A 21,457-nucleotide genomic window follows, 5' to 3' on the forward strand; every position below is an offset into this window, starting at 1 on the left:
TTCAAGCCTGTTCCTCGCCGTCGAGCAGTTGTTCCTCGAGGGCTTCGCGGTAGTCGCCAGGCGCCTGCCACAGGCCGCGCTGCTGGGCCTCCAGCAAACGCTCGGTAAGGTCGCGCAGGGCCTCGGGGTTGTGCTCGCGCATGAAGTCGCGGGTCGCCGGGTCGAGCACGTAGGCATCGGCCAGCGCCTGGTAATGATGGTCGTCGATCAGCTGCGTGGTGGCGTCGAAGGCGAACAGGTTGTCGACCGTCGCCGCCATCTCGAAGGCGCCTTTGTAGCCATGGCGCTTGACCCCGTCGATCCACTTCGGGTTCAGCGCCCGGGCGCGGATGACCCGGTTCAGCTCTTCCTTGAGGGTACGGATGCGCGGCCGGTCGGCCTGGCTGTGGTCGCCGTGGTAACTGGCCACTGCCGCACCAGACAAGGTTTCCGACGCCGCCAGCATGCCACCCTGGAACTGGTAGTAGTCGTTGGAATCGAGCAGGTCGTGTTCGTGGTTGTCCTGGTTCTGCAGCACCGCCTGCACCTTGGCCAGGCGCTGGGCGAACTGGGCCCGGGCCGGGGTACCGTCGTCGCTGGCGCCGTAGGCATAGCCGCCGTGGTTGAGGTAGACCTCGGCCAGGTCGTCGCGGCTGTGCCACAGGCGCCCGTCGATGGCGTTCTGCACCCCGGCGCCGTAGGCCCCGGGCTTGGCACCGAACACCCGCCAGCCAGCCTGGCGCGCGGCCTGCTCGGCGTCCACGCCCTGCGCCTGCAGCGCGGCACGCTCGCTACGCACGCGGGCGGCCAGGGGGTTGAGATCGTCGGGCTCGTCCAGCGCGGCCACCGCCTGCACTGCGGCATCGAACAGGCGGATGAGGTTGCCGAAGGCATCACGGAAAAAGCCGGAAACGCGCAAGGTCACGTCCACCCGCGGTCGGTCGAGCAGGCTGAGCGGCAGGATCTCGAAATCGTCGACCCGCTGGCTGCCGGTGGCCCACACCGGTCGCACGCCCATCAGCGCCATGGCCTGGGCGATGTCGTCGCCACCGGTACGCATGGTTGCCGTGCCCCACACCGAAAGGCCGAGTTGGCGCAGGTGATCGCCGTGGTCCTGCAGGTGGCGTTCGAGGATCAGGTTGGCCGAGGCGAAGCCCAGGCGCCAGGCGGTGGTGGTGGGCAGGTTGCGCACATCCACGGTATAGAAGTTGCGACCGGTGGGCAGCACGTCCAGGCGCCCACGGCTGGGCGCACCACTGGGGCCGGCGGGCACGAAACGCCCGGCCAGCGCCGCCAGCAGGCCATTCATTTCGGCGCTGCCGCAGGCATCCAGGCTGGGTGCCACCGCTTCGCGCAGCGCCTGCACCACGTCGTGCACCGGCTGCCATTCGCTCTGGGCTGGTAACTGTGCGGTGCCGCCCAGCGCCTGGTCGATTACCTGCAGCGCCAACAGTTCGAGGCGTTCGCGGGTATCGCCACAGGTGCGCCAGGGCTCGCTGCTCATGGCCTGCAACTGCTCGGGGCGTGCGCCCTGCCATGGCTGCCCGAGTTCGCAATCGAGCGGGTCGAAACCTGGCACCAGCGCCTTGGCCAAAGCCCGCAGCAGGCTGGCATTGCCGCCGCGACCGTCGCCACGCTCGACCCGCAACAGCGCCAGCAAGGTATCCAGGCGCAGCCGGCCTTCCGGGGACTGGCCGAACACATGCAGGCCATCGCGAATCTGCGATTCCTTCAGGTCGCACAGGTAGGTGTCCAGGCGTGGCAGCCACACGGCGGCATCGTCCAGTTGGCCTTCCAGCTGCAGTTCGCGGTCGATGTGGTTGGCCTTGACCAGTTCGAGAATGTCGCGCTGCAACTCGCGGGCGCGCCGCGGGTCGAGCAGCTGCGCTTCGTAGAACTCATCGGCCAATTGCTCCAGGTGGCGCAACGGGCCATAGGTTTCGGCACGGGTCAGCGGCGGCATCAGGTGGTCGATGATCACCGCCTGGGTGCGGCGCTTGGCCTGGGCACCCTCGCCCGGGTCGTTGACGATGAACGGGTAGATATTCGGCAGCGGGCCGAGCAAGGCGTCCGGCCAGCACTGCGCCGACAACCCGACGCCCTTGCCGGGCAGCCATTCGAGGTTGCCGTGCTTGCCGACGTGGATCACCGCGTCGGCGGCAAAGGCATGGCGCAGCCAGAAGTGAAACGCCAGGTAGCCGTGCGGCGGCACCAGGTCCGGGTCGTGGTACACCGCGCTGGGGTCCACCTGGTAGCCCCGCGCCGGCTGAATGCCGACGAAGGTCAAGCCAAAGCGCAGGCCGGCCACCATCAGCCGGCCACTGCGGTACATCGGGTCCTGCTGCGGTGGTCCCCAGCGTTCCAGCACAGCCTGGCGGTTGGCCTCGGGCAGGCGCTCGAAGGCGGCCTGGTAGTCGGCCAGGCTGAGGCTCTGCGCGCAGGGGCGCAGGTCCAGATGGTCGAGGTCGTTGGTCACGCCGCCGAGCAACTGGTGGATCAGTTGCGTGCCACTGCCCGGCAAGTCGGCCAGCGGATAGCCTTCGGCCTGCAGGGCCTTGAGGATGTTCAGCGCCGCCGCTGGCGTGTCCAGGCCAACGCCGTTGCCAATGCGGCCATCCCGGGTCGGGTAGTTGGCCAGCACCAGGGCCACGCGCTTTTGCGCATTCGGCAGGCGCGCCAGCTCGACCCAGCGGCGGGCCAGTTCGGCGACAAAGTCCATGCGCTCGGGGTGGGCGCGGTAGCAGACCACGTCGGACTGGCTGCGCTCGCTGCGCCAGGCCATGTCCTTGAAACTGACCGGGCGGGTGATGATGCGCCCGTCCAGTTCGGGCAGGGCAATGTGCATGGCCAGGTCACGCGCCCCCAGGCCCTGCTCGCTGGCTTCCCAGCCGGGCTGGTTGTCTTGCGCGCAGATGGCCTGCAGCACCGGGATGTCGCGACGGAACGGGCGCAGGTTGGGCCGTTCGGGGCTGGACAGGGCAAAGCCGGTGGTGTTGACCAGCACTTCGGCACCCACCTCGTCCAGCCAGGCTTCGACCTGCTCCAGGCAGGCGCTTTCCTTGAGGCTGGCCACGGCGATCGGCAACGGGTTGAGCCCGGCGGCCTGCAGGCGCTGGCAGAACACATCGATGAACGCGGTGTTGGCCGCCTGCAGGTGCGAGCGGTAGAACAGCAGTGGCGCCACCGGCTGTTCGGGATGCCACTGCGGGTACCAGTCCTCCAGCGTGGCGCTGCCCTTGGCCGGGTGATACACGGCGGTGCGCGGCAAAGGCTGCGGCTCGTCCCAGGCATAGTCGCGGCCCAGCCACTGGCTGGCCAGGCAGTTGAACAGGTTGATGGCGTTGGCCTTGCCGCCCTGGCGCAAGTAGTGCCAGAGGCGTTCGGCCTGCTCGCCGCTGACACTGCCCAGGCTGGTCAGCTCCGGGTCCGGGCGGTCGTCGCCCGGCACCAGGATCAGTTGCACGCCACGGCCAGCCAGTTCGACCAGTTGCTCGACGCCATAGCGCCAGTAACCGACGCCGCCGTGCAGCGACACCAGGATGACCTTGGCATGGCGCAGCACCTGGTCGACGTACAGGTCGACCGAGGCATGGTTCTGTACCTGCATCGGGTTGGCCAGGCGCAGGCTGGGGTAATTCTCGGGCAATTGCTCGGCGGTATCGGCGAGCAATGCCAGGTGCGAATCGCCGCTGCAGAGAATCACCAGCTCGGCGGGCGTCTGGCCGAGGTCGGCAATGCTGTCATCCGGCACGAAGCCGCCGGGCTGGGTCCGCAGCAGGTGCATGGGTCAGGCGCCCAGTGCCTGGCGCAGGCGCGCTTCCAGCTGGGCGGCGTCGAGGTCCTGGCCGATCAGCACCAGGCGAGTGATGCGCGGCTCGTCGGCGCGCCAGGCGCGGTCGAAGTGCTTGTCGAAACGGGTGCCCACGCCTTGTACCAGCAGGCGCATAGGCTTGCCCGGGATGGCAGCGAAGCCTTTGGCGCGCAGGATGCCGAACTCCACCACCAGCTGGGTCAGGGCGTCGAGCAGCAGGCTTTCGTCGGCTTCGGGCAGGTCGATGGAGATGGAGTCGAAGGCGTCGTGGTCATGATCGTCATGGTCATCGCCGTCATGATGCGAATCGTGGTGGGTACGGCGGCCATCGATGTGCGCCTCGGACTCGGCGCCCACGCCCAGCAGTACCTCCAGCGGCAGCTTGCCGCTGCTGGCCTCGATCACCTTGACCGCCGGCGGCAGTTCTTCGGCCACCTCGGCGCGGACCTTGGCCAGGCCTTCGGCGTCGATCAAGTCGGCCTTGTTCAGCACCACCAGGTCGGCGCTGGCCAGCTGGTCGGCGAACAGTTCGTGCAGCGGCGACTCGTGGTCCAGGTTGGGGTCGAGCTTGCGCTGGGCATCGACCTGATCCGGGTAGGCGGCGAAGGTGCCGGCGGCCACGGCCGGGCTGTCGACCACCGTGATCACCGCGTCGACGGTGCAGGCATTGCGGATTTCCGGCCACTGGAAGGCTTGCACCAGCGGTTTGGGCAGGGCCAGGCCGCTGGTTTCGATGAGGATATGGTCCAGGTCGCCACGGCGTGCCACCAGCTCGCGCATCACCGGGAAGAACTCTTCCTGCACGGTGCAGCACAGGCAGCCGTTGGCCAGCTCGTAGACGCGGCCGGTGGCTTCTTCTTCGGTGCAACCGATGCTGCACTGCTTGAGGATTTCGCCGTCGATGCCCAGTTCGCCGAACTCGTTGACGATTACCGCAATGCGGCGGCCCTGGGCGTTGTCAAGCATGTGGCGCAGCAAGGTAGTCTTGCCCGAGCCGAGGAAGCCAGTGACGATGGTGACGGGGAGCTTGGCCAGTGTTTTCATGTCGCATTGCCCTTGGCAGATTGGCGCGGGCATGCAGGACGACAGCCACGGGCCAGGCCGGCCGGGCTTGTTCGCCACCGGATCACCCCGCCCGGTTGAAAGTCGAAAACGTGACGAGGCAGGTCTCCTGGCTCGCACCGTTCCATGTGCCCGCTGGTGCAGCGGGCTGGCGGGATGACGCCTTCCCGCGCGCGGGCGCAGTGGCTGTGTCGATCCGTTGTCGGTGCTTACAGTTGCGGGGGCAGCCGCGGCTTGTACCGCGTTCCCGTCTTAGCTTCGGCCTGGCCGAAGAACCTCGAAGTGGCAAGGCTACGCAGTGGCTGGCGGGTGGTCAACCATTGCTGTCGGGCTGGCCGACAACAAGTGGCGCAACTGCGTTACAGTGGTGGCTTTGAGCAGCGAGGCCCCCCGGTGAAACCCCTGAACAAGCGCGATATGGCACGCCTGGAGCGTGAACTGGTGGTTTGCCTGACCGAAGCCTGCGAAACCGCCAAGGCGGAGATCGTCGGTTTCAGCTGGCTTACCCATCGTCTGGCTCCCGAGGATTTTCCGGCCAGCCTGCGTATTACCTGGGTGTTCGAGCGAGAGGCCGACAAGGCTGCCGCCGTGGCGGGCGACGCGAAGGTACGCATGCTGGCGCTGACCGGCCTGGCTTTGGAACAGGCCGGCATTCAACTGGATCATCCGGCCTGGCATGTGCGGTTTGACAGTGAAGAGGCCTGCCAGCAGAGCCACGGGGGCGACTGGAGCAAGCGCTTGATGGGGCGCTGAACCAGGGGCATGCGCGGTCCTGGCTCTTCCTGCCTGCACTGGGCACCGGCTTCGCCGGTGTTCGCGGGCACGCCCGCTCCCACAGGGGCCGCGGCGCACTCGCGGAATGTGTTTTCCCGCGACAACGATGCCTCTATCCGTTAGGCTACGCATTCCCCTGTCACGAGGTATTCGTCCAATGCGCCATTGATGCCGCCGTCCCTTCGACGGCCAGTCTTCAGCCTCCGGTTCCCTCCGGAGATGTCGCGGCATTTGTGGAGTTGTGCATGACGAACACGTCGATCCTGACGCTGGACAGCGTCTCCTTGGCCTTGCCTGATGGCAGGCTGTTATTTACCGACCTCAGCGAAACCTTCGACCAACGCCGCACCGGCCTGGTCGGGCGCAACGGTGTGGGCAAGAGCCTGCTCGGGCAGATACTTGCCGGCCAGCGCGAACCAAGCAGCGGCCAGTGTCGGCGCCTTGGGCGCATCCATCTTCTGGACCAGCAGGTGATCGAGCGCAGCGCCACGGTCGCCGACCTGGCCCAGGTGGGCGCGGTGCTCGCTGCGCTGGAGCGCATCGAGCAAGGCAGCGTCGCACCCAGTGACTTCGACACCGTCGGCGAACGCTGGGATATCCGCGAGCAATTGCAGGGGCACCTGCAACGCCACGGCCTGGGCCAGCTCGACTGGCACCAGCCCGCCCACAGCCTGAGCGGTGGCCAGGCCATGCGCGTGGCGCTGGTCGGCGCCTGGCTCAGCGAAGCGGACTACCTGATCCTCGACGAACCGAGCAATCACCTGGACAGCAACGCCCGCGCCCAACTGCTGAGCATGATCGAAGCCTGGGACCGGGGCTTGCTGGTGATCAGCCATGATCGCAGCCTGCTCGCGCACATGACGCGCATCGTCGAATTGTCCAGCCTGGGCTTGCAGGCCTATGGCGGCAACTACAGCTTCTATTCGGCCCAGAAAGCCAGCCAGACGGCGCTGGCCCAACAGCAACTAGCCCGGCTGAAACAGGAGCAGCAACGCCAGGCGCGCGAACTGCAGCGCCAGCGCGAAGACCTGGAACGTCATCAAGCCCGCGCCGGGCGCAACGCCAGGCACGCCAACCAGGCCAAGATCCTGGTCGATCGCCAGCAGGAACGCAGCCAGGCCACTGCGGGCAAGCAGCGCCGCGACCATCGCGACGCCCGGCAGGCGCTGCAGGGCAAAGTGCGTGACGCCGCCCGCGAAGTCGAGCAGGACAGCGCCATTACCCTGCATGCACCCACGCCGCAGCGTCATCCGGGCCGCGAAGTGCTGGCCTTGCAAGCGCTGCACCTGCCCCGCGGCACGCGCAAACCACTGAACCTGCGCTTGTGCCTGGGCCAGCGGGTGGGCCTGGTTGGCGCCAATGGCAGTGGCAAGTCCACCCTGCTCAGGCTGATCAACGGTGAGTTGCCAGCCCCGCCCGACAGCCTGCGCCTCAGTGGTGAAACCGCCCTGCTCGATCAGCACTGCAGCGCACTACCAGGCCACACCAGCGTGCTCGACCACCTGCGCCAGGCAAACCCGACCCTGGCCCAGGGCGACTTGCGCAGCCGCCTGGCGCAACTGGGCCTGGATGCGGCCCGCATCGAACTGCCCAGCGGCCTGCTCAGCGGCGGAGAGCGGATGAAGGCAGCACTGGCCGCCGTGCTATACCGCGAACGGCCGCTCGACCTGTTGCTGCTGGACGAACCCGGCAACCACCTGGACCTGCCGTCACTGGCCGCACTGGAACACATGCTCGGGCAGTTTCGCGGGGCGCTGGTGGTGGCGTCCCACGACCAGGTACTGCTCGACCAGCTGGCGCTGGACGAGTACCTGCACCTGTAGAAGCCGCAATGAATGCATTGCAGGCTATCAATTCGTGACTGGCCGTTCCCGATCTGCCACGGATGTATTATGGTGGCGTGGTGCGCATATAACAGCAGCCCGAGCAATCGGGCACTTGCAAGACAATGAGGGTGTCATGAGCAACGAAAGCATTAATTGGGACAAGCTGGGTTTCGACTACATCAAGACCGACAAACGCTACCTGTCCGTATGGCGCAATGGCGAGTGGGACAAAGGCACCCTGACCGAAGACAACGTACTGCACATCAGTGAAGGCTCCACGGCCCTGCACTACGGCCAGCAGTGCTTCGAAGGCCTCAAGGCCTACCGTTGCAAGGACGGTTCGATCAACCTGTTCCGCCCGGACCAGAACGCCGCCCGCATGCAGCGCAGCTGCGCCCGCCTGCTGATGCCGCAGGTGCCGACCGATGTGTTCATCGAGGCGTGCAAGCAAGTGGTCAAGGCCAACGAGAAGTTCGTGCCACCGCATGGTAAAGGCGCCCTCTACCTGCGTCCGTTCGTGATCGGCACCGGTGACAACATTGGCGTGCGCACCGCCCCCGAGTTCATCTTCTCGATCTTCGCCATCCCGGTTGGCTCGTACTTCAAGGGCGGCATGAAGCCGCACAACTTCCAGATCTCCAGCTTCGACCGCGCAGCCCCGCAAGGCACTGGCGCGGCCAAGGTCGGTGGCAACTACGCCGCCAGCCTGCAGCCGGGTGCAGAAGCGAAGAAAGCCAACTTCGCCGACGCCATCTACCTCGACCCGCTGACCCACACCAAGATCGAGGAAGTCGGTTCGGCCAACTTCTTCGGCATCACCGCCAACAACGAGTTCGTCACCCCGAAATCGGCTTCGGTGCTGCCAGGCATCACCCGCCTGTCGCTGATGGAACTGGCGCAATCGCGCCTGGGCCTGACCGTGATCGAAGGCGATGTGGAAATCAACAAGCTGGACCGCTTCATCGAAGCCGGCGCCTGCGGTACCGCTGCGGTGATCACCCCGATCGGCGGCATCGAGTACAACGGCAAGCTGCACGTGTTCCACGACCTGGAAAAGGTCGGCCCGGTTACCCAGAAGCTCTACAACGAGCTGACCGGTATCCAGAGCGGTGACGTGGAAGCACCGGCTGGCTGGATCGTCAAGGTTGCCTGAGGCGCTTTAACGGTTTGAAAAACGGGGCATGCCAGCGATGGCATGCCCCGTTTTTTATTGGCTGATGGCACCGGCTGCGCCGGTGTTCGCGGCTAAAGCCGTTCCTGAAACCTGCGCCGTCCCTGTAGGAGCGGCCTTGTGTCGCGAAAGGGCTGCGAAGCGGCCCCAGGATATCCGCACAATGCACAAATCGAGGGGCCGCGCAGGGCAGGTAGTTCTCATGCAAGGCGACGCTGCATCAGCAGGTGCCGGGCTTTGTCGAAGGCCCAGTTGTACAGCACGGTGTAGGGCAGGATGATCACAAAGAAGCCCAACTCCACCATGAACGCCTGCAGCAACGAAATCTCCAGCATCCACGCCGCCACCGGCAGGCACCACACCACCAGCCCGGCTTCGAAGCCCAGGCCGTGCACAAAGCGTGCGCTGGCCTTCCAGTGGATGCGCTCGACCCGCACGTAGCGATCGACCAGCGCGTTGTAGACCATGTTCCACAGCATGGCGATCACCGACAGGGTCACCGCCAGCGCCCCCGCCGTCGCCAGCGACTTGCCCATGATCCAGGACAACAGCGGCGCACACAGCAGCACGGCGAACACTTCATAACCGACGGCGTGAACCAGGCGTTCGGTGAAAGAGACGTTTTTCATTGCAAATTCCATCCATTGCGTGAGTCGTGCTTCCTATTTTCTTTGATAGAACTGATACTCGCGACATAGCTACCATCGGTTTTATCAATACCATGCGCTACTCACCCGAAGCTCTGGTCGCCTTTGTCGAAGCTGCATCGCTGGGTTCGTTTTCTGCTGCGGCGCGCAAGTTGCGCAAAAGCCAGTCCACCATCAGCATCGCCATCGCCAATTTCGAGGCCGATGTGGGTTGCCCGTTGTTCGAGCGTGGCGGTCGCCACCCCACGCTGAACGAGGCTGGGCGGCAGGTGCTGAGCCATGTCGAGGCAATTCTCGATGCCAGCGCCCAGCTCGATGCCCTGGCGGTGCGGTTGGCGGAAAACGTCGAGGCTCTGGTCTCGGTGGTGATGTCGGACAGCTACAGCGTGACCTTCCAGGGCGCGGTGATGGCCCGCTTCGCCCAGCATTACCCGCATACCGAGCTGCGCTGCGGCCCGTCGGAAGATGCCGATGTGATCGAGCTGATCCAGCAGGGCCTGGCACACGTCGGCATTCTTGCCACCCAGCCCAGCTACCCCGCTGACGTTGCCGTGGCACGCTTGCCCGAGCAGGCAGAGTTTGGGGTGTACGTGGCCAGCGGTCATCCGTTGGCGGCTTTGCCCCAGGTGCAGACGCAGCACCTGGAGAACGTCCGGCAGCTGTATATCAAGACCTATGCCCCCAGCTTGCACCACGGTCGTGGCCAGGCCTGGTCGGCACCGGACTACCTCACCCTGCTGGAGTTCGCCGTGCGCGGGTTCGGCTGGGCCGAACTGCCCAGGGCGCTAGTGGCACGGTTTGGCAGTGGGCTGGTGGAGTTGCAGGTGGCCGGGTATCCGCGACGGGTTGACATGGATGTGGCCTGGTCAAGCCGGCGCGCGCTCGGGCCGGCTGGGCAGTGGCTGGTGCGGCAGATGTTGGGGCAGTAGGCCTTTATCGCCTGCAAGATCCTGGGGCTGCTGCGCAGCCCGTCGCGACGCAAGGCCGCTCCTACAGGGCACTAAAGCGAAAAATCCTACAACGTTTTAGGAAGCCCATTGCTCCCCCGCGAAGGCGTTCCTCGCTAGTGTTTTGGCCGTTGCGTCAAATCACTGGAAAAGGAACTCCTGATGAGCATCAGCAAAGCCATCCACATCGCCATGCAGGAAGAGATCCCCAACACCTACGGCACCTGTAATGCCTGCGAACGCTCCGGCCTGCCGATTCTGCTGCTGCGCGAGGCCTACGCCCCGCGCCCGGATACAGGGCGCCCCTATCGCCTGGCAGACGATAGCGAAATCATCTTCCACCCGATGCACACCGACCAGTTGCGCCTCCTGCGCCAGGGTTATGTCTACGTACTGCTCGACCAGGAAATCTGGCAGGCCTACGAGGTAGCGGCGGAAGGTACCTTGCAGCGCTTTCCGGTATCGCAGATGCCCTTCGGGCCACCCAGGTCGTTACCCAAGGTATGCGCCACCGAAGGCCACGATGTGATCGCCTCGTTCATCAACATCGATACCCTGCTCTACCGCAAGGCCTGGATCGCCTTCGCCAACGACCCCTGGCCCCGTGCGGTACTCGACCGCTATCGGCAAGGCATCGCCGACAGTGACCCGGGCACCCTCGCCCGCTTCGTCGAGGTGGACCTGAACACCGCACGCAACGACCCTGCCAGCCTGGGCATCGCCATGACCGACAGCTTCCGCTTCGGCCTGGAACAGGTGCTGGAGTTCTCTACCTTTTCCTCTGCCAGGTTTACCAGCGCTCATGGCTTTTACAGCCGCCTGGGCCGCTGGCATGAAACCCGCACGCATGTGCGCAATGTCATCCAGCAGGAACAACTGCCCAATGGCCTGCTGGCGCTGACGCTGCCCGACCCGGTCGGCATGGTCATGGAGCTCAACGCGCAACGCACTGGCTGGGTGCAGGCCCTGCAGGAATGGCGGGCGCAGCCGCAGCGGCACTTCGAATACTTCACCTCGCAAGCACTACTGGGCATCCGCGAACTGCACGCTGCCATGGCTGCCGTGCAGGGTGCCGAGGACGCGCAGCGGGAAGCCCGGCAGGTCGAGCAGTGGAACGACAGCCCGATCGCGGCCAAGGCGTATTTGCCGCCGGTGGACATCGACGCGCAGACCGAACGCAACACCGCGCGCAAGCAGCAGGACGCCCGCGAGCGGCTGGAAGAGCGTTACGACGAAAGCGCCCGCGCCGCGTTCCAGGCCGATTACGACCGCGAACTGAAAAACTGGCAGTCGATGATCGACCAGGTTGGCGATCTGTATGCGCGGCACTATGCCAAGCGGGCGTTTCAGCAGATCGGCTACTACGACTATGACGCGACCTCCCCCGTTTCGGTGGAGTACTTCATCCAGATGATGGCCGCCTGCCTGGCCGGCGGGCCCACTGAAACCCTGCCGCAGGAGGGTCAGCCACTCGGGATCACCCAGCATATCTGGCAGCAGCTGCTGGAAGACGACCGCAGCCTGCTTTACCAGGCACTGCTGGCCAAGAACCAGAAGCTGATGCAGCAGGTGGCCAACGCGCTGTCCGGGGATGACTTCGGCAAGGTGTACGACATCATCAAGGGCATCGCCGGTACCGCCGATGGCCAGTTGCTGATGATCAAGCCGATACAGGATGCCGTTGGCCAGTTGCTGGCCGCGACCAACAGCGCCGGGAATGCGCTCAGCCAGCACCTGAGTGAACGGACCAAGACCCTGATCGGCCATGTGCATCGCTCGGCGTTTGCCCTGTTTGCGGGGCAGCAGGTAACGCCGCTGCGGGTGTCGCTGACAGTGGGCGAATACATGAGCCTGCTCAATGAAGCCCTGGAGGCGCGGACCGATGCGTTTCTGCAGCAGGTAGACAAGCAGTTCCGTGACCCACTGGGCCGCAAGGTGCGGGCCATGGTGCTGAGTGGCGCGATCAATATTGCGGCAGCGGGTAACCGTAGCCAGATGATCGAGGTGATGCTCTGGACGTTGGAAAGTGCTGAAAGTTTACAGGCGCGGCTGGTGCAGTTGCGCGAGGGTGCAGCCGGTGGCGTCGGGGCGCTGGTACGCAATGTTGCGATTGGTGCGGGTAGGCTGCGTGCGCAGGTTACGGGTGGTTTGAAGATCAGTTCTACGGCCGCGCAAAACCTGGCAAGCGATGCGATGCGCAGCCTGCGGGATGCTGCAGCGAGTAGCGGAAGCGTGAAGCTGCTGCTTGCCTTGGGGGGTATATGGTTCCAGCAGGATAGTCTGGGCAAGAACTATCGGACGTTGCAAGAGACGCATCAGAATAATCCGGAGGCGCTTGCGGCGATCTGGTCTTCTTCGCTTGGGTTGTTGGGTGCCAGCGTCGAAGCGGCGGGACTGGTTGTTGCGCTTGTGCGTCCGAAGATACCGTGGCCGGGGACGGTGACAACAATCTCATTGGGGACCGGTATTGCCAGATTCGGCGCGGGGATTTCTGCGCTTGCTGGTGTCATGGATGCAGCTCAGTACAGGTATGCAAACCTTAGATCCGAGAGAGTGGGAGATGGCTCTGCAGCTCGCCTCTACCGGTTCGCAAGTGCCACTTCATTCGGGGCCGCAGCATTTGGCGTCTGGGCCGCATTTGGCTCCAGCGCTTTACTTGGCCCGATAGGCATAAGCATCACCTTGGGCATAGCAGCCTATCTGCTTGCAACTTCAGCCAAGCACAAAGAATCATCAGCAACGCAGATTTGGGCCAGAAATACCAAGTGGGGGTTACCGGAATCACATCGCCAATGGGTGACCAACACCGATATGGACGCGGCCATTGCCGCTCTCAATGCATCCCTCCTCGGTTTGGAGGCGGAGGTCTCGATTCAAATCCAATTCGAAATCAATCACTCGATCCACAAAGAAAATGCGTCAACGATATTTACCAGTGATGGTAATGCGGTCCCGGCAAGCGTCGGCCTGATTTTCTTTATTCGCATTCCAAACTTCAATCAGCACCTGTCGCATTACGAGTGGAGCTTAAGCCTGTACCACGGACCTAGAGGTAGTGAATTAGCTGTACTGTCCGCAGACAGTTCGTCGCCGTTGAAACTGCAAGCTCAAGACAGAGCGACCAATAAGCTCTTCTCAAGACCACCCGATATGCAGCCATTCACAAAGGTCGACCCATTGACTAAAGCCCTCACCATTCAAGGGGCGCTGCCATTGTCCGACCATCACACCATCCAGGCAATAGAGTTCACCCTAAACTTCTGGCCTGACAAAGACGACAAAACAACACTTGCTCAGATTGTATTAATAGAGAATGAGATACGCACCAACAAGAGCAAAAATCAATGAGCCGCCCAAGACTGATTCCACCCTGCACTGGCTGGCAAGAAGACTTGCCATCGCCCTTCGATGCACCGATTCTAGAACCTGGCTTGGCTCCCCATACGCCGAACTTTCAAGATGATATTTACCTCGAGATTTGTCGCTCAGCAATGGCGTATCGTGGGATCGTTTCGATATTGGCACTTATCTTTCTGATTTCGATCCTGGTTGACCTTCCTTGGGTGATCAGGCATACGGACCCAACGGACATCGAGAGTGTTCTTCAGGAAATTATCATGCTCTCATTGTCAGCATGGTGCACCGTTGTCCTGTTCCGGGCAGACCTCTCAGCGCCCCGAGACCTGCCCATTCGATTCAACCGGGCCCGTAATAAAATCTACGCCTACAACTTCAAGCATCAATGGTGGAACCCATTCGACAAGGGCAAAGTCGTACCGGTCAGTTACGACTGGGCCCAAGTCCGCGCCGAGCGCTGGTCCCAGACCGGCGCACTGCCTAACGGTGGGTTAATTTTCAAATGGGGTGTCACACTCTCCATCGTTGCACCAGGCACAAACAATGTCATCGACCGTTTCCCTCTGGTCACCATGGGCGCCAATGAGCATGCCTGGGCCTACATCTGCACCTACATGCAGGAAGGCCCCTCAGCCCTGCCGCCGCCCGGCCCCCCCAAGGATCACAACGATGTGCTCTGGTGTGAGTTCGCCCTGCGCCTGGCACCCAAAGTGAGCTGGCCAGCTGATATGGACCTTGAATCGCGAACCGCACCTTGAACCGGCCACGGCGGGTGCGCCTCACTCAATCTCCCGCCGGCACATCCACCACTTTCCAGCTGTCATCCGGGTCGAAGCGTTTCATCTCCTTGGCCAGCTTGTCGCCGTGCGGCCCGAGGTCTTTCTCGAACACCTCGCCGTCATGGCTGATCATGAAGCTCATCACCCCGGTGTCATCGTACCTGGCCGGCCACGCAACCATGGCAAAGCCACGGCTCATCTGGTTGCCGATCAGGTAGCTGTAGGCACCGCCGGGGGCGGACGGGCCCTGTGCATCGAGGATGCGGAAGTGGTAGCCATACCAGGCGTCGCCGACCATGTCCTGGCCGAACAGCGGGCCCAACGGGCTGACCTGGCCATCGCCATCGTCATCCCAATACAGCCCATCATGCTTGCCGGGCTCGCTGAATATCTTCTGCGCGTATTCCAGCGCACCGTTGCCGTTGTGGTCCTGGGTGGCGTAGTCCATCTGCGCGTCGTGGTAGGCCAGCATCGACTGCATGGCACCCAACTCGTTGCGGCCAATACGCCGGGCGCGAATTTCAGAGCTGCCGGCCTTGAGATCGAAACGCCAACCCTCACTGCCTTTGGTCAACGGTATGGGCAACGTCCAGTGATCACTACCCACCGCGAGGATGGCCTTGTTTGCCCCCAACATGTCGATGCTGTGCTGCGCGCGATACTGCGCCAGGAACGTGTCTACGTCACTGCGTTGCACACCGCCGCGCGGTATGTAGGTACGCCAGTCATCGCCCAGCAACCGGGCCAGGCGGGCTTCGTCAGGTTTGTCTTCACCCAGCGCCGCAACAAAGGATTCCACGGCCTTCTCCGGCGTCGGGAAGACTTCCTGCGCAGCGGCCAGGGTTGACCAGGCCATACCGGCTGCGATTACCAGTGCCGCTATCGATTGACGGTTCATCGACGGCCACCTCCCCCGCGGCGTGCGGGCGCACTGGGCCGGGAAATCTGGTGCCCGGCGGCACGCGATGCGCTCGGGCGCTGGGCGAACGACTGGCTGGTGCGGCCACGGCTGGCCTGCGCGCTGGTGCGCGAGGGTGAACGCACGCCGTCGAAGGCATTGTTACGCGCCCGGCCGGCGGTATTGGAAGGCCGGTTTTGCGCCAGTTGCCGCCCCTGGCCTTCGCCCTGCCTGCGCTGGCTCACCTGGCTGTTCTGCTGCCGAGCCTGGGTGTTGCGGGTTTCCTGTCGGCGGTCGGTCGCCCTCGGGTTGTCGCTACGAGGCTGCATGCGGTTGCCGACCGAATTGCCCGCCTGCGCCTCGCGCATCTGCTGGCGTGCCTGGCGGTTGCTGGTGGCCGGCCGTTCGATGCCGGCCCGGTCCATCGACGCTCTGGCCTTGTCCCGCGCCTGGGCGCGCTGGGCGTCATCGCCACGGAAGGCAGTACGCTGGGTGGCACCGTCCAACTGGCGACCGTACTGCTGGCGGCTGCGGGAGTCGCGGTACGGCACGCCGTCGCGGTTGGCGGCGTTGTGCTGCCATTTGTTCTGGTTGTTGGTGATGCGGTTGTTGGAGTTGATGTTGTTGTAGCGGTTGACGTCGATGTCGATGTCGTTGTTACCCCAGTCGCAGTCACCCCACAGCGAGGCAACGATCGCCACGCCGGTACCGAAGGCCAGGCCCGCCACTAGCGCGGAACCGGGGTAGTACATGGGCGGTGGCGGGTAGTACGCCGGCGGTGAAGCCGGGTAGGCCCAGGTGCCGTAGGTGGTGGTCGGGTTGTAGCTGGGCACGTACACCACTTGCGGGTCGGACGGCTCGATGATGATGGTGGTGGGCGGGCTGCTGGCCGTAACCACCTGGGTGCTGCTACCGCTGGAGGCCGGTGCCGGTGCCGGGGCGGTCTGCACGGTCACGTTCTGGTACTGGTTGCTCTGTAGGTTGCCGGCGGCCTGGGCCTGGTGACGCAGGCGCTGCACGCCGCCCATGACATCGTCGGGCTGCGCAAGGAAGGCGTCACCCAGGCGCTGCACCCAGACCGGGTCTTGCCCCAGGGTCGCCAGTACCTGCGGGAAGGCCACCAGCGCCTGTACACTCGGGTCCCAGGGCTGGTTCGCCACCTTCTTGACGGCATCGTCGCCGGTGGCCTTGGGGTTGGCCTTGGACCAGGTCACAGCTTCGCTCACCTGCCCCGGGTAAGTGGAGGCCATCAATACCTGTGCCAGCAGCGCATCGGGGTACAGCGCGATGGGTGCCAGCATCTGATCCAGTTGCTCCTGGGTGAACACCGGGTCCTTGGCCGCGACCGTGTCGGTTTGTGGTGCCGGGTCGGGGGCAGGTACGTCTTCTGCCAGCACCAGGCCGGGCGTGGCGCTCAGATACAGGAATACCGACAGGACCGCTGACAGTGGGATGCGCATCGCTTCTCTCCATGAGATCAGACCGCGTGGATTAAGGGTAGCAATGGCGATGCTTTTGGCTAGATGTGCGGGCGCAAACTTTTCGCGCTCTAAAGGTGAGGGTGGTTGCTGCTTTTGAATCTATACCAGGGCTGGGCTGAGATCTGTAATTGACTGTACCGGCCCTTTCGCGGGCACGCCCGCTCCCACAGGGCCACCACAGGTTCGAACATTGTGGAGTACCTGTGGGAGCGGGCGCGCCCGCGAAGAGGCCGGCGCATGCACAAGACCGTATCCAAAAAAGGAGCCGCCCCTGATGAACACGCCCCGCCTCATCGCCATGATCATGCTGGCCGTGCTCTGCACCTCGGCCTGGGCGGCCACCGACCGCGCCGAGCGGCGCCGCGAGGCCCGCGATGTGCGGCAGGAAACCCGCCAGGACGCGCGGCAGACCAAACAGGATTGCCGCCACGCCGACCAGCAAAGCAACGCCGGCTGCCGACAGGACAAACGCCACACCAAGCAGCAAGGCCGTGAGCGCGCCCGCGACATAAAATATTGAGCGGGCGGTGCTCAGCCGCCCAAGGCGATGATCGCCAGGATCAGTGACGCCCCGACTACCGCCAGGACCACGCCGGTCAACAGGGCGCGGCCACCGGAATAGCGTGCCAGCAGCCAGCCCGCAAGGAAGAGCATTGCCAGGGCGACCAGGTTCGATACACGGATGGCCGTACCGGTGGTCTCGATCAGCAGGAACGGAATGACCATCGGGAAAGTTGCCAGTACCACCAGCAGGAAAGTGGCCAGCGCCGCCTTGAAATCATCCAGCCCCAGGCGTGCCGGCAGCGGGCGGCCAGCATCACGCAGCATGCGCCCACGCAGCATCTCCAGCCCGTCTTCATCCAGTGCCAGGCCGATGCGCTCTGGCAGCGTATCGGCAATCAGCCTGCGCCCCTGGTTGATATCACCGGCTTGCAGGCGGGCCAGCAAGGTCCGGCTGCGGGTGCGTTCGGTCCAGGTACGCAGCAGGTAGATGACGGCATCGGCCAGGCCCCAGGCCAGGTTGCAGCCGAGCGCGGCAATCAGCATCAGCCGCGCGTCTTCGCGCCCTGCAGTGGCCACGCTCAGCGAGCCGATGAAGGTCATCGCCATCAACAGGCCGAAGATGACTTCGGTGATCCGGTCGATCGGTTCCAGCACGCCCCATTTACGCGGTTGCTCGTCTTGCCCCATCGCACCCTCCCAGGAACCATCGATAGTCACTATCGAGAATGGCAATTTCTGCCGAACGACATGGCCGAATAACCTAGCTCCATCGACTCGCCGCCCACTACCCCGGCCCCTGGAGCTACCTGATGAACACCTTGGCCCGCCTGCTGTCCGCCACCCTTGCCGTCTTTGCCATCGCCATCATCAGCGGCTGTGCCAGCCACCCCGAACTGCGCCCTTACACCGCCGAGGAAACCCGCCAACTGCAACTGGAAGCCTTGCAACGTCGTGGCCTGTCGCTGGACGACTACGAGCAGCAACGGCGAGTAATCCAGCGTGCCGGCAACCTGCCTGTGGTGACCGAAGCTGCCGACGCCGACCGTTCGAGCAAAGGCTGATTGGGCTCGCCAGCGGTTCCTTACCGCTACCTGCACAGATAGGGCTGCGAGGTGAGGTTGCTCCATTATAGTCAGCCAGACATTGCAGGCCCCGACAGCCATGCCCTGTCACGCCCTTCACCCTTTTAGCGGCGCGGCGCCAGCGCCAGGGCGATACCGCCCAGCACCACCACGCACGCCACCAGCAAGCGCAACGACAATGGCTCGCCGATCAGGCCAACCCCGCCCAACGCCGCAATCACCGGGACGCTGAGCTGCATGGTAGCTGCCTGCTGCGCGCTGACTTGCCTGACCACGCCGTACCACACGGCATAGCCCGCACCCGAGGCCAGCACACCGGAGCCCAGCGCATACAGCAAGCCGAGCGGGCTCAGGTGCAAGCCGGCGCCCAGCAACAGCATCGGCACCAGCAGTACCAGGCACGGCAGGCTCCGGGCGAAATTGCCGGCAGTGTCGGCCAGCGGCCTGGGTGAGCCTTTGCCCAGCAGCGTGTACACGCCCCAGGCCACGCCGGACAGGGCCATCAGCAAGGCACTGGCAAAGGGTGGCGCCGCGGTACCGGGCAACAGCAGCACCAGCAGGCCGGCGAAGGCGATCAGCATGCCCAGCAGCATCCGCGCGGTGATAGGTTCGCCTTTGTACCAGGCGAAGCCGAACATGGTGATCTGCACCGCGCCGAACAGCAGCAACGCCCCCGCGCCTGCGCCCAGCTGCAGGTACGCCGCAGAAAACAGGAATGCGTAGAGGAACAGTGCCAGGCCGCCGCGCCAGCTGCCCCCCATGGCAAGCGCGGGCTTGCGCAGGCGGAGCAACAGCAGCAGGAACAGTGCACCACTGGCCAGGCGCACCACGGTGAAGGATGCCGGGTCGATGGCCCCGTCCTTCAGCGCCAGCCGGCAGAACACCGAGTTGGCAGCGAAGGCCACCAGGCTGAAAAGTGCAGGCCAGAGCCAGGCCCGGGCCTTGCGGTCGGTGAGCGTGGTGGTGCCGGTGCTCATGGTGTGGTCACCTCTGAGATCGATTGTTGTCATGGCGGCCATGCTGGTAGGGCCAGCACCGATATACAACATAGTGTTTATCTGACGCCACCACCGAATCGCCCGGACCTATACCGCCGCCACCGCCTCGATCTCCACCAGCATGCCGTCCAGCGCCAGCCGGGGTACCGGTATCAGCGTGCAGGTCGGCTTCATGCAAGGGCCCCAGGCCCTGTCAGCCTCGGCTACCCACTCACGCAGGCGCGTTTCGGAATGCTCGACGATCAGCAGGGTCAGCTTGAACACCTGGGCCAGGCTGGCGCCTTTCGACGCCAGGGCAACCTCCAGGTTGGCCAGTGCCTGGCGCGCCTGCTCGGCGAACAGCGGCGACAGCTGCCCGTTGCGGCCCTCCCCGCCCTGGCCGGCGATGAACAGCAGGCGGCTGTCGGCATGCACCTCGGCGACATGGGAATAGGCGTTGCCGCTGGGGTCGTACAGGCCTTCGGGATTGCTCAGCTGAAACGCGGTTGAATGGCTCACGGTAAACCCTCGATCAGTTGGAAGAGGGACGGAGTATCGAACCTTGAGTTAACTCGAGGTCAAGCGCGGTTTTCAGGGGCGGGCTTGCCCGCGAAACAGGCGTCGACTGTAGGACGTTTCGCACAGCGCACGAGCTTCCGTGAACCACGCGTTCATATGCGAAGCGGCCGTCAGGCGCTAGATTGCGAGGCCCGGCATGGAGGCCTGTACGTAACAAGGATAAAGCGATGAGCAAATACAATTTTCAACTGGCCTACACCATCAAGCCAAACAACCCTGCCCGAGATGAAACCGATGCGGCGCAGGCCCGTCTGCACCTGCGCGAGAAAATTGGCCTGGACACCGTCGAGCACATTGAGACCACCCTGCTCGGGATGGTCACACTCAAAGGCGCCACACTTGCAGAGCGCAAGCGCGAAGCCGAAAAGCTGCTTCACGACTACATCCATGAAGCGCTCAAGCAACTGCGTGTGCTGTCGACCGTGAAGTTCTACGGTTGCCTGATGGTGGACGGGCTGGGCGCAGCCATTCGCTTCGACATCCTGCCCAAATGAACAGCGACGGCATCAGGCGCCCCCGCGCCTGATGCCGCGCACCGTCATTTTTCCTGCAGTACCGCCCTGCCCTTCACCGCCCGAGGCCCGCGCCAGGCCCAGAACAGCAAACCGGGGAATGGCGCGTAGACCACGAACACGATCCACAGCATCTTGCGCTCGGCGCGCCGGTCACTGCCGATGATGTGCCAGATGGCCCAGATTTCCAGCAGGATCACAAAGGCCGCGACGATGATCCAGATCGTTCCGATTTCCATGAGCGCTCTCCCATTTGGCATGTAATGGGTTGGGTTGCAGAGGCTGCCGAGGGTTCAGATTGATTTGGCTGGCGGCATGGCACCGCGGCCCGTTGTAGGAGCGGCCTTGTGTCGCGATGGGCTGCGCAGCAGCCCCAGGGTTTTTGCCCTACGAAAGACCGCAGGGGGCTGCTTTGCAGCCCATCGCGACACAAGGCCGCTCCTACAGGGAGCAGTGACAGCTCTCAATGCCGTGGTGCAGTCTCCAGCGCCGCCTTCAACGCCGGCGCATCGGCAAATGCACGCTGGCTCACCAGCGTACCTTGCTCCAGTTGCAACCACTGCACCTGGCCATCCTGCCCGGGATAACGGCTGGCCACCCGCCCGTCACGGTCGAGCAGCACCCGGTAGTTGTAATCGCGCATGGCGGGGATGGCGAACAGCTTGCTGATCAGTGCCGGCATGCGCTGGATATCGGCAACAAACACCGCATCGCGCGCTTCCAGGTAACCCTTGGGCTGTTCGGCCAGCGCCGCCTTCACCAGCTTGGCACCGTCCATGTCGCGCGCCACCAGCAGGATGTGCGTACCGGCGCCGAGGCTGTAAGCCTGGTCGTGCTGGTCTAGCAGCGTCCACGGCGCAAGCTTGTCGCCCGGTTCCAGGGCATTGGCCAGCAAGGGCATCAGGCAAAGCAACAAGGCAGCGGCGTACTTCATCAAGGGTATCCTCAGTCACGGGAGCATCAGCATAACGGCAACGGGCCAAGCCAGACAGGTTGCCTGAACACGACCTCGAACACGACACGGCCACCCGGGAGATTGTCTTTCCCCCGGCCACCCGCCACACTCTCAAG

General features: G+C 64.1%; 19 protein-coding genes and 1 riboswitch. Of the genes, 9 read left to right on the forward strand and 10 right to left on the reverse strand.

From position 1 onward, the window contains the following. Position 1 precedes the first annotated feature (1 nt). A complete protein-coding gene (gene cobN / locus ABIB24_RS23430; protein WP_274120900.1) occupies positions 2–3,763 on the reverse strand; it encodes a cobaltochelatase subunit CobN in 3,762 nt (1,253 codons plus the stop codon). A 3-nt stretch (positions 3,764–3,766) separates the two neighbouring features. Next, positions 3,767–4,834: a cobalamin biosynthesis protein CobW gene (cobW, locus tag ABIB24_RS23435; RefSeq protein ID WP_085602303.1), complete on the reverse strand. Its 1,068-nt coding sequence runs from the start codon at positions 4,832–4,834 to the stop codon at positions 3,767–3,769. Between the two features lie 100 nt (positions 4,835–4,934). Continuing rightward, a riboswitch (cobalamin riboswitch) is annotated at positions 4,935–5,147 on the reverse strand. 98 nt (positions 5,148–5,245) lie between these two features. On the opposite strand from cobW, the gene ABIB24_RS23440 reads away from it, so the two are divergent. The 3 genes from ABIB24_RS23440 (at position 5,246) to ABIB24_RS23450 (ending at position 8,605) form a co-directional block, all read left to right on the forward strand. Next, on the forward strand, positions 5,246–5,605 hold the full coding sequence (locus tag ABIB24_RS23440; protein ID WP_112254063.1) for a hypothetical protein: 360 nt from the start codon (positions 5,246–5,248) through the stop codon (positions 5,603–5,605). 266 nt (positions 5,606–5,871) lie between these two features. Further along, positions 5,872–7,449, forward strand: a complete 1,578-nt coding sequence (locus ABIB24_RS23445) for an ATP-binding cassette domain-containing protein (protein WP_274079652.1) — start codon at positions 5,872–5,874, stop codon at positions 7,447–7,449. 136 nt (positions 7,450–7,585) lie between these two features. After that, positions 7,586–8,605 carry a branched-chain amino acid aminotransferase gene (locus ABIB24_RS23450; RefSeq protein ID WP_013972500.1) on the forward strand — a complete coding sequence of 340 codons (1,020 nt, stop codon included), beginning with the start codon at positions 7,586–7,588 and terminating at the stop codon, positions 8,603–8,605. Between the two features lie 218 nt (positions 8,606–8,823). On the opposite strand, the gene ABIB24_RS23455 is transcribed toward ABIB24_RS23450, so the two are convergent. Next, complete coding sequence (locus tag ABIB24_RS23455; RefSeq protein WP_085616898.1) at positions 8,824–9,252, reverse strand: multidrug/biocide efflux PACE transporter; 429 nt, start codon at positions 9,250–9,252, stop codon at positions 8,824–8,826. 92 nt (positions 9,253–9,344) lie between these two features. On the opposite strand from ABIB24_RS23455, the gene ABIB24_RS23460 reads away from it, so the two are divergent. The 3 genes from ABIB24_RS23460 (at position 9,345) to ABIB24_RS23470 (ending at position 14,332) form a co-directional block, all read left to right on the forward strand. After that, positions 9,345–10,199 carry a LysR family transcriptional regulator gene (locus ABIB24_RS23460; protein ID WP_085588381.1) on the forward strand — a complete coding sequence of 285 codons (855 nt, stop codon included), beginning with the start codon at positions 9,345–9,347 and terminating at the stop codon, positions 10,197–10,199. Positions 10,200–10,379: 180 nt separating this feature from the next. Next, entirely contained in the window at positions 10,380–13,565 is a 3,186-nt protein-coding gene (locus ABIB24_RS23465) for a T6SS effector BTH_I2691 family protein (RefSeq protein ID WP_354317339.1), read from the forward strand. Then, positions 13,562–14,332, forward strand: coding sequence for a DUF6708 domain-containing protein (locus tag ABIB24_RS23470; RefSeq protein ID WP_249352830.1), 771 nt, complete (start codon positions 13,562–13,564; stop codon positions 14,330–14,332). Before ABIB24_RS23465 ends, ABIB24_RS23470 begins: the two co-directional genes overlap by 4 nt. 25 nt (positions 14,333–14,357) lie before the next feature. On the opposite strand, the gene ABIB24_RS23475 is transcribed toward ABIB24_RS23470, so the two are convergent. Next, a complete protein-coding gene (locus tag ABIB24_RS23475) occupies positions 14,358–15,251 on the reverse strand; it encodes a DUF2950 domain-containing protein (RefSeq protein ID WP_137163770.1) in 894 nt (297 codons plus the stop codon). Next, on the reverse strand, positions 15,248–16,711 hold the full coding sequence (locus ABIB24_RS23480; RefSeq protein ID WP_354317341.1) for a DUF3300 domain-containing protein: 1,464 nt from the start codon (positions 16,709–16,711) through the stop codon (positions 15,248–15,250). The genes ABIB24_RS23475 and ABIB24_RS23480 overlap by 4 nt, the downstream gene beginning before the upstream one ends. A 295-nt stretch (positions 16,712–17,006) precedes the next feature. Here ABIB24_RS23480 and ABIB24_RS23485 point away from each other — a divergent pair, with 295 nt between their 5' ends. Continuing rightward, entirely contained in the window at positions 17,007–17,252 is a 246-nt protein-coding gene (locus ABIB24_RS23485) for a hypothetical protein (protein WP_085616929.1), read from the forward strand. 11 nt (positions 17,253–17,263) lie between these two features. On the opposite strand, the gene ABIB24_RS23490 is transcribed toward ABIB24_RS23485, so the two are convergent. Next, complete coding sequence (locus ABIB24_RS23490) at positions 17,264–17,923, reverse strand: VIT1/CCC1 transporter family protein (protein WP_354317342.1); 660 nt, start codon at positions 17,921–17,923, stop codon at positions 17,264–17,266. 122 nt (positions 17,924–18,045) lie between these two features. Between ABIB24_RS23490 and ABIB24_RS23495 the strand changes: the two genes are divergently transcribed. Then, a complete protein-coding gene (locus ABIB24_RS23495; RefSeq protein WP_354317344.1) occupies positions 18,046–18,297 on the forward strand; it encodes a hypothetical protein in 252 nt (83 codons plus the stop codon). A 125-nt stretch (positions 18,298–18,422) separates the two neighbouring features. Here the strand turns inward: ABIB24_RS23495 and ABIB24_RS23500 are convergent, their stop codons facing one another. Together ABIB24_RS23500 and ABIB24_RS23505 are read right to left on the reverse strand one after the other, a co-directional pair. Further along, positions 18,423–19,295 carry a DMT family transporter gene (locus ABIB24_RS23500; protein ID WP_354317346.1) on the reverse strand — a complete coding sequence of 291 codons (873 nt, stop codon included), beginning with the start codon at positions 19,293–19,295 and terminating at the stop codon, positions 18,423–18,425. A gap of 108 nt (positions 19,296–19,403) precedes the next feature. Beyond that, on the reverse strand, positions 19,404–19,814 hold the full coding sequence (locus ABIB24_RS23505; RefSeq protein WP_025338904.1) for a RidA family protein: 411 nt from the start codon (positions 19,812–19,814) through the stop codon (positions 19,404–19,406). Positions 19,815–20,041: 227 nt separating this feature from the next. On the opposite strand from ABIB24_RS23505, the gene ABIB24_RS23510 reads away from it, so the two are divergent. Beyond that, positions 20,042–20,368 carry a hypothetical protein gene (locus ABIB24_RS23510; RefSeq protein WP_025338903.1) on the forward strand — a complete coding sequence of 109 codons (327 nt, stop codon included), beginning with the start codon at positions 20,042–20,044 and terminating at the stop codon, positions 20,366–20,368. A 44-nt stretch (positions 20,369–20,412) separates the two neighbouring features. Here ABIB24_RS23510 and ABIB24_RS23515 read toward each other — a convergent pair whose 3' ends face one another. Together ABIB24_RS23515 and ABIB24_RS23520 are read right to left on the reverse strand one after the other, a co-directional pair. Continuing rightward, on the reverse strand, positions 20,413–20,625 hold the full coding sequence (locus ABIB24_RS23515; protein WP_013972488.1) for a PLDc N-terminal domain-containing protein: 213 nt from the start codon (positions 20,623–20,625) through the stop codon (positions 20,413–20,415). Between the two features lie 224 nt (positions 20,626–20,849). Further along, a complete protein-coding gene (locus ABIB24_RS23520; protein WP_025338902.1) occupies positions 20,850–21,320 on the reverse strand; it encodes a hypothetical protein in 471 nt (156 codons plus the stop codon). Positions 21,321–21,457: the final 137 nt, after the last annotated feature.

The sequence above is a fragment of the Pseudomonas sp. UYEF17 genome (assembly GCF_040546125.1).
Lineage (GTDB): Bacteria > Pseudomonadota > Gammaproteobacteria > Pseudomonadales > Pseudomonadaceae > Aquipseudomonas > Aquipseudomonas putida_Z.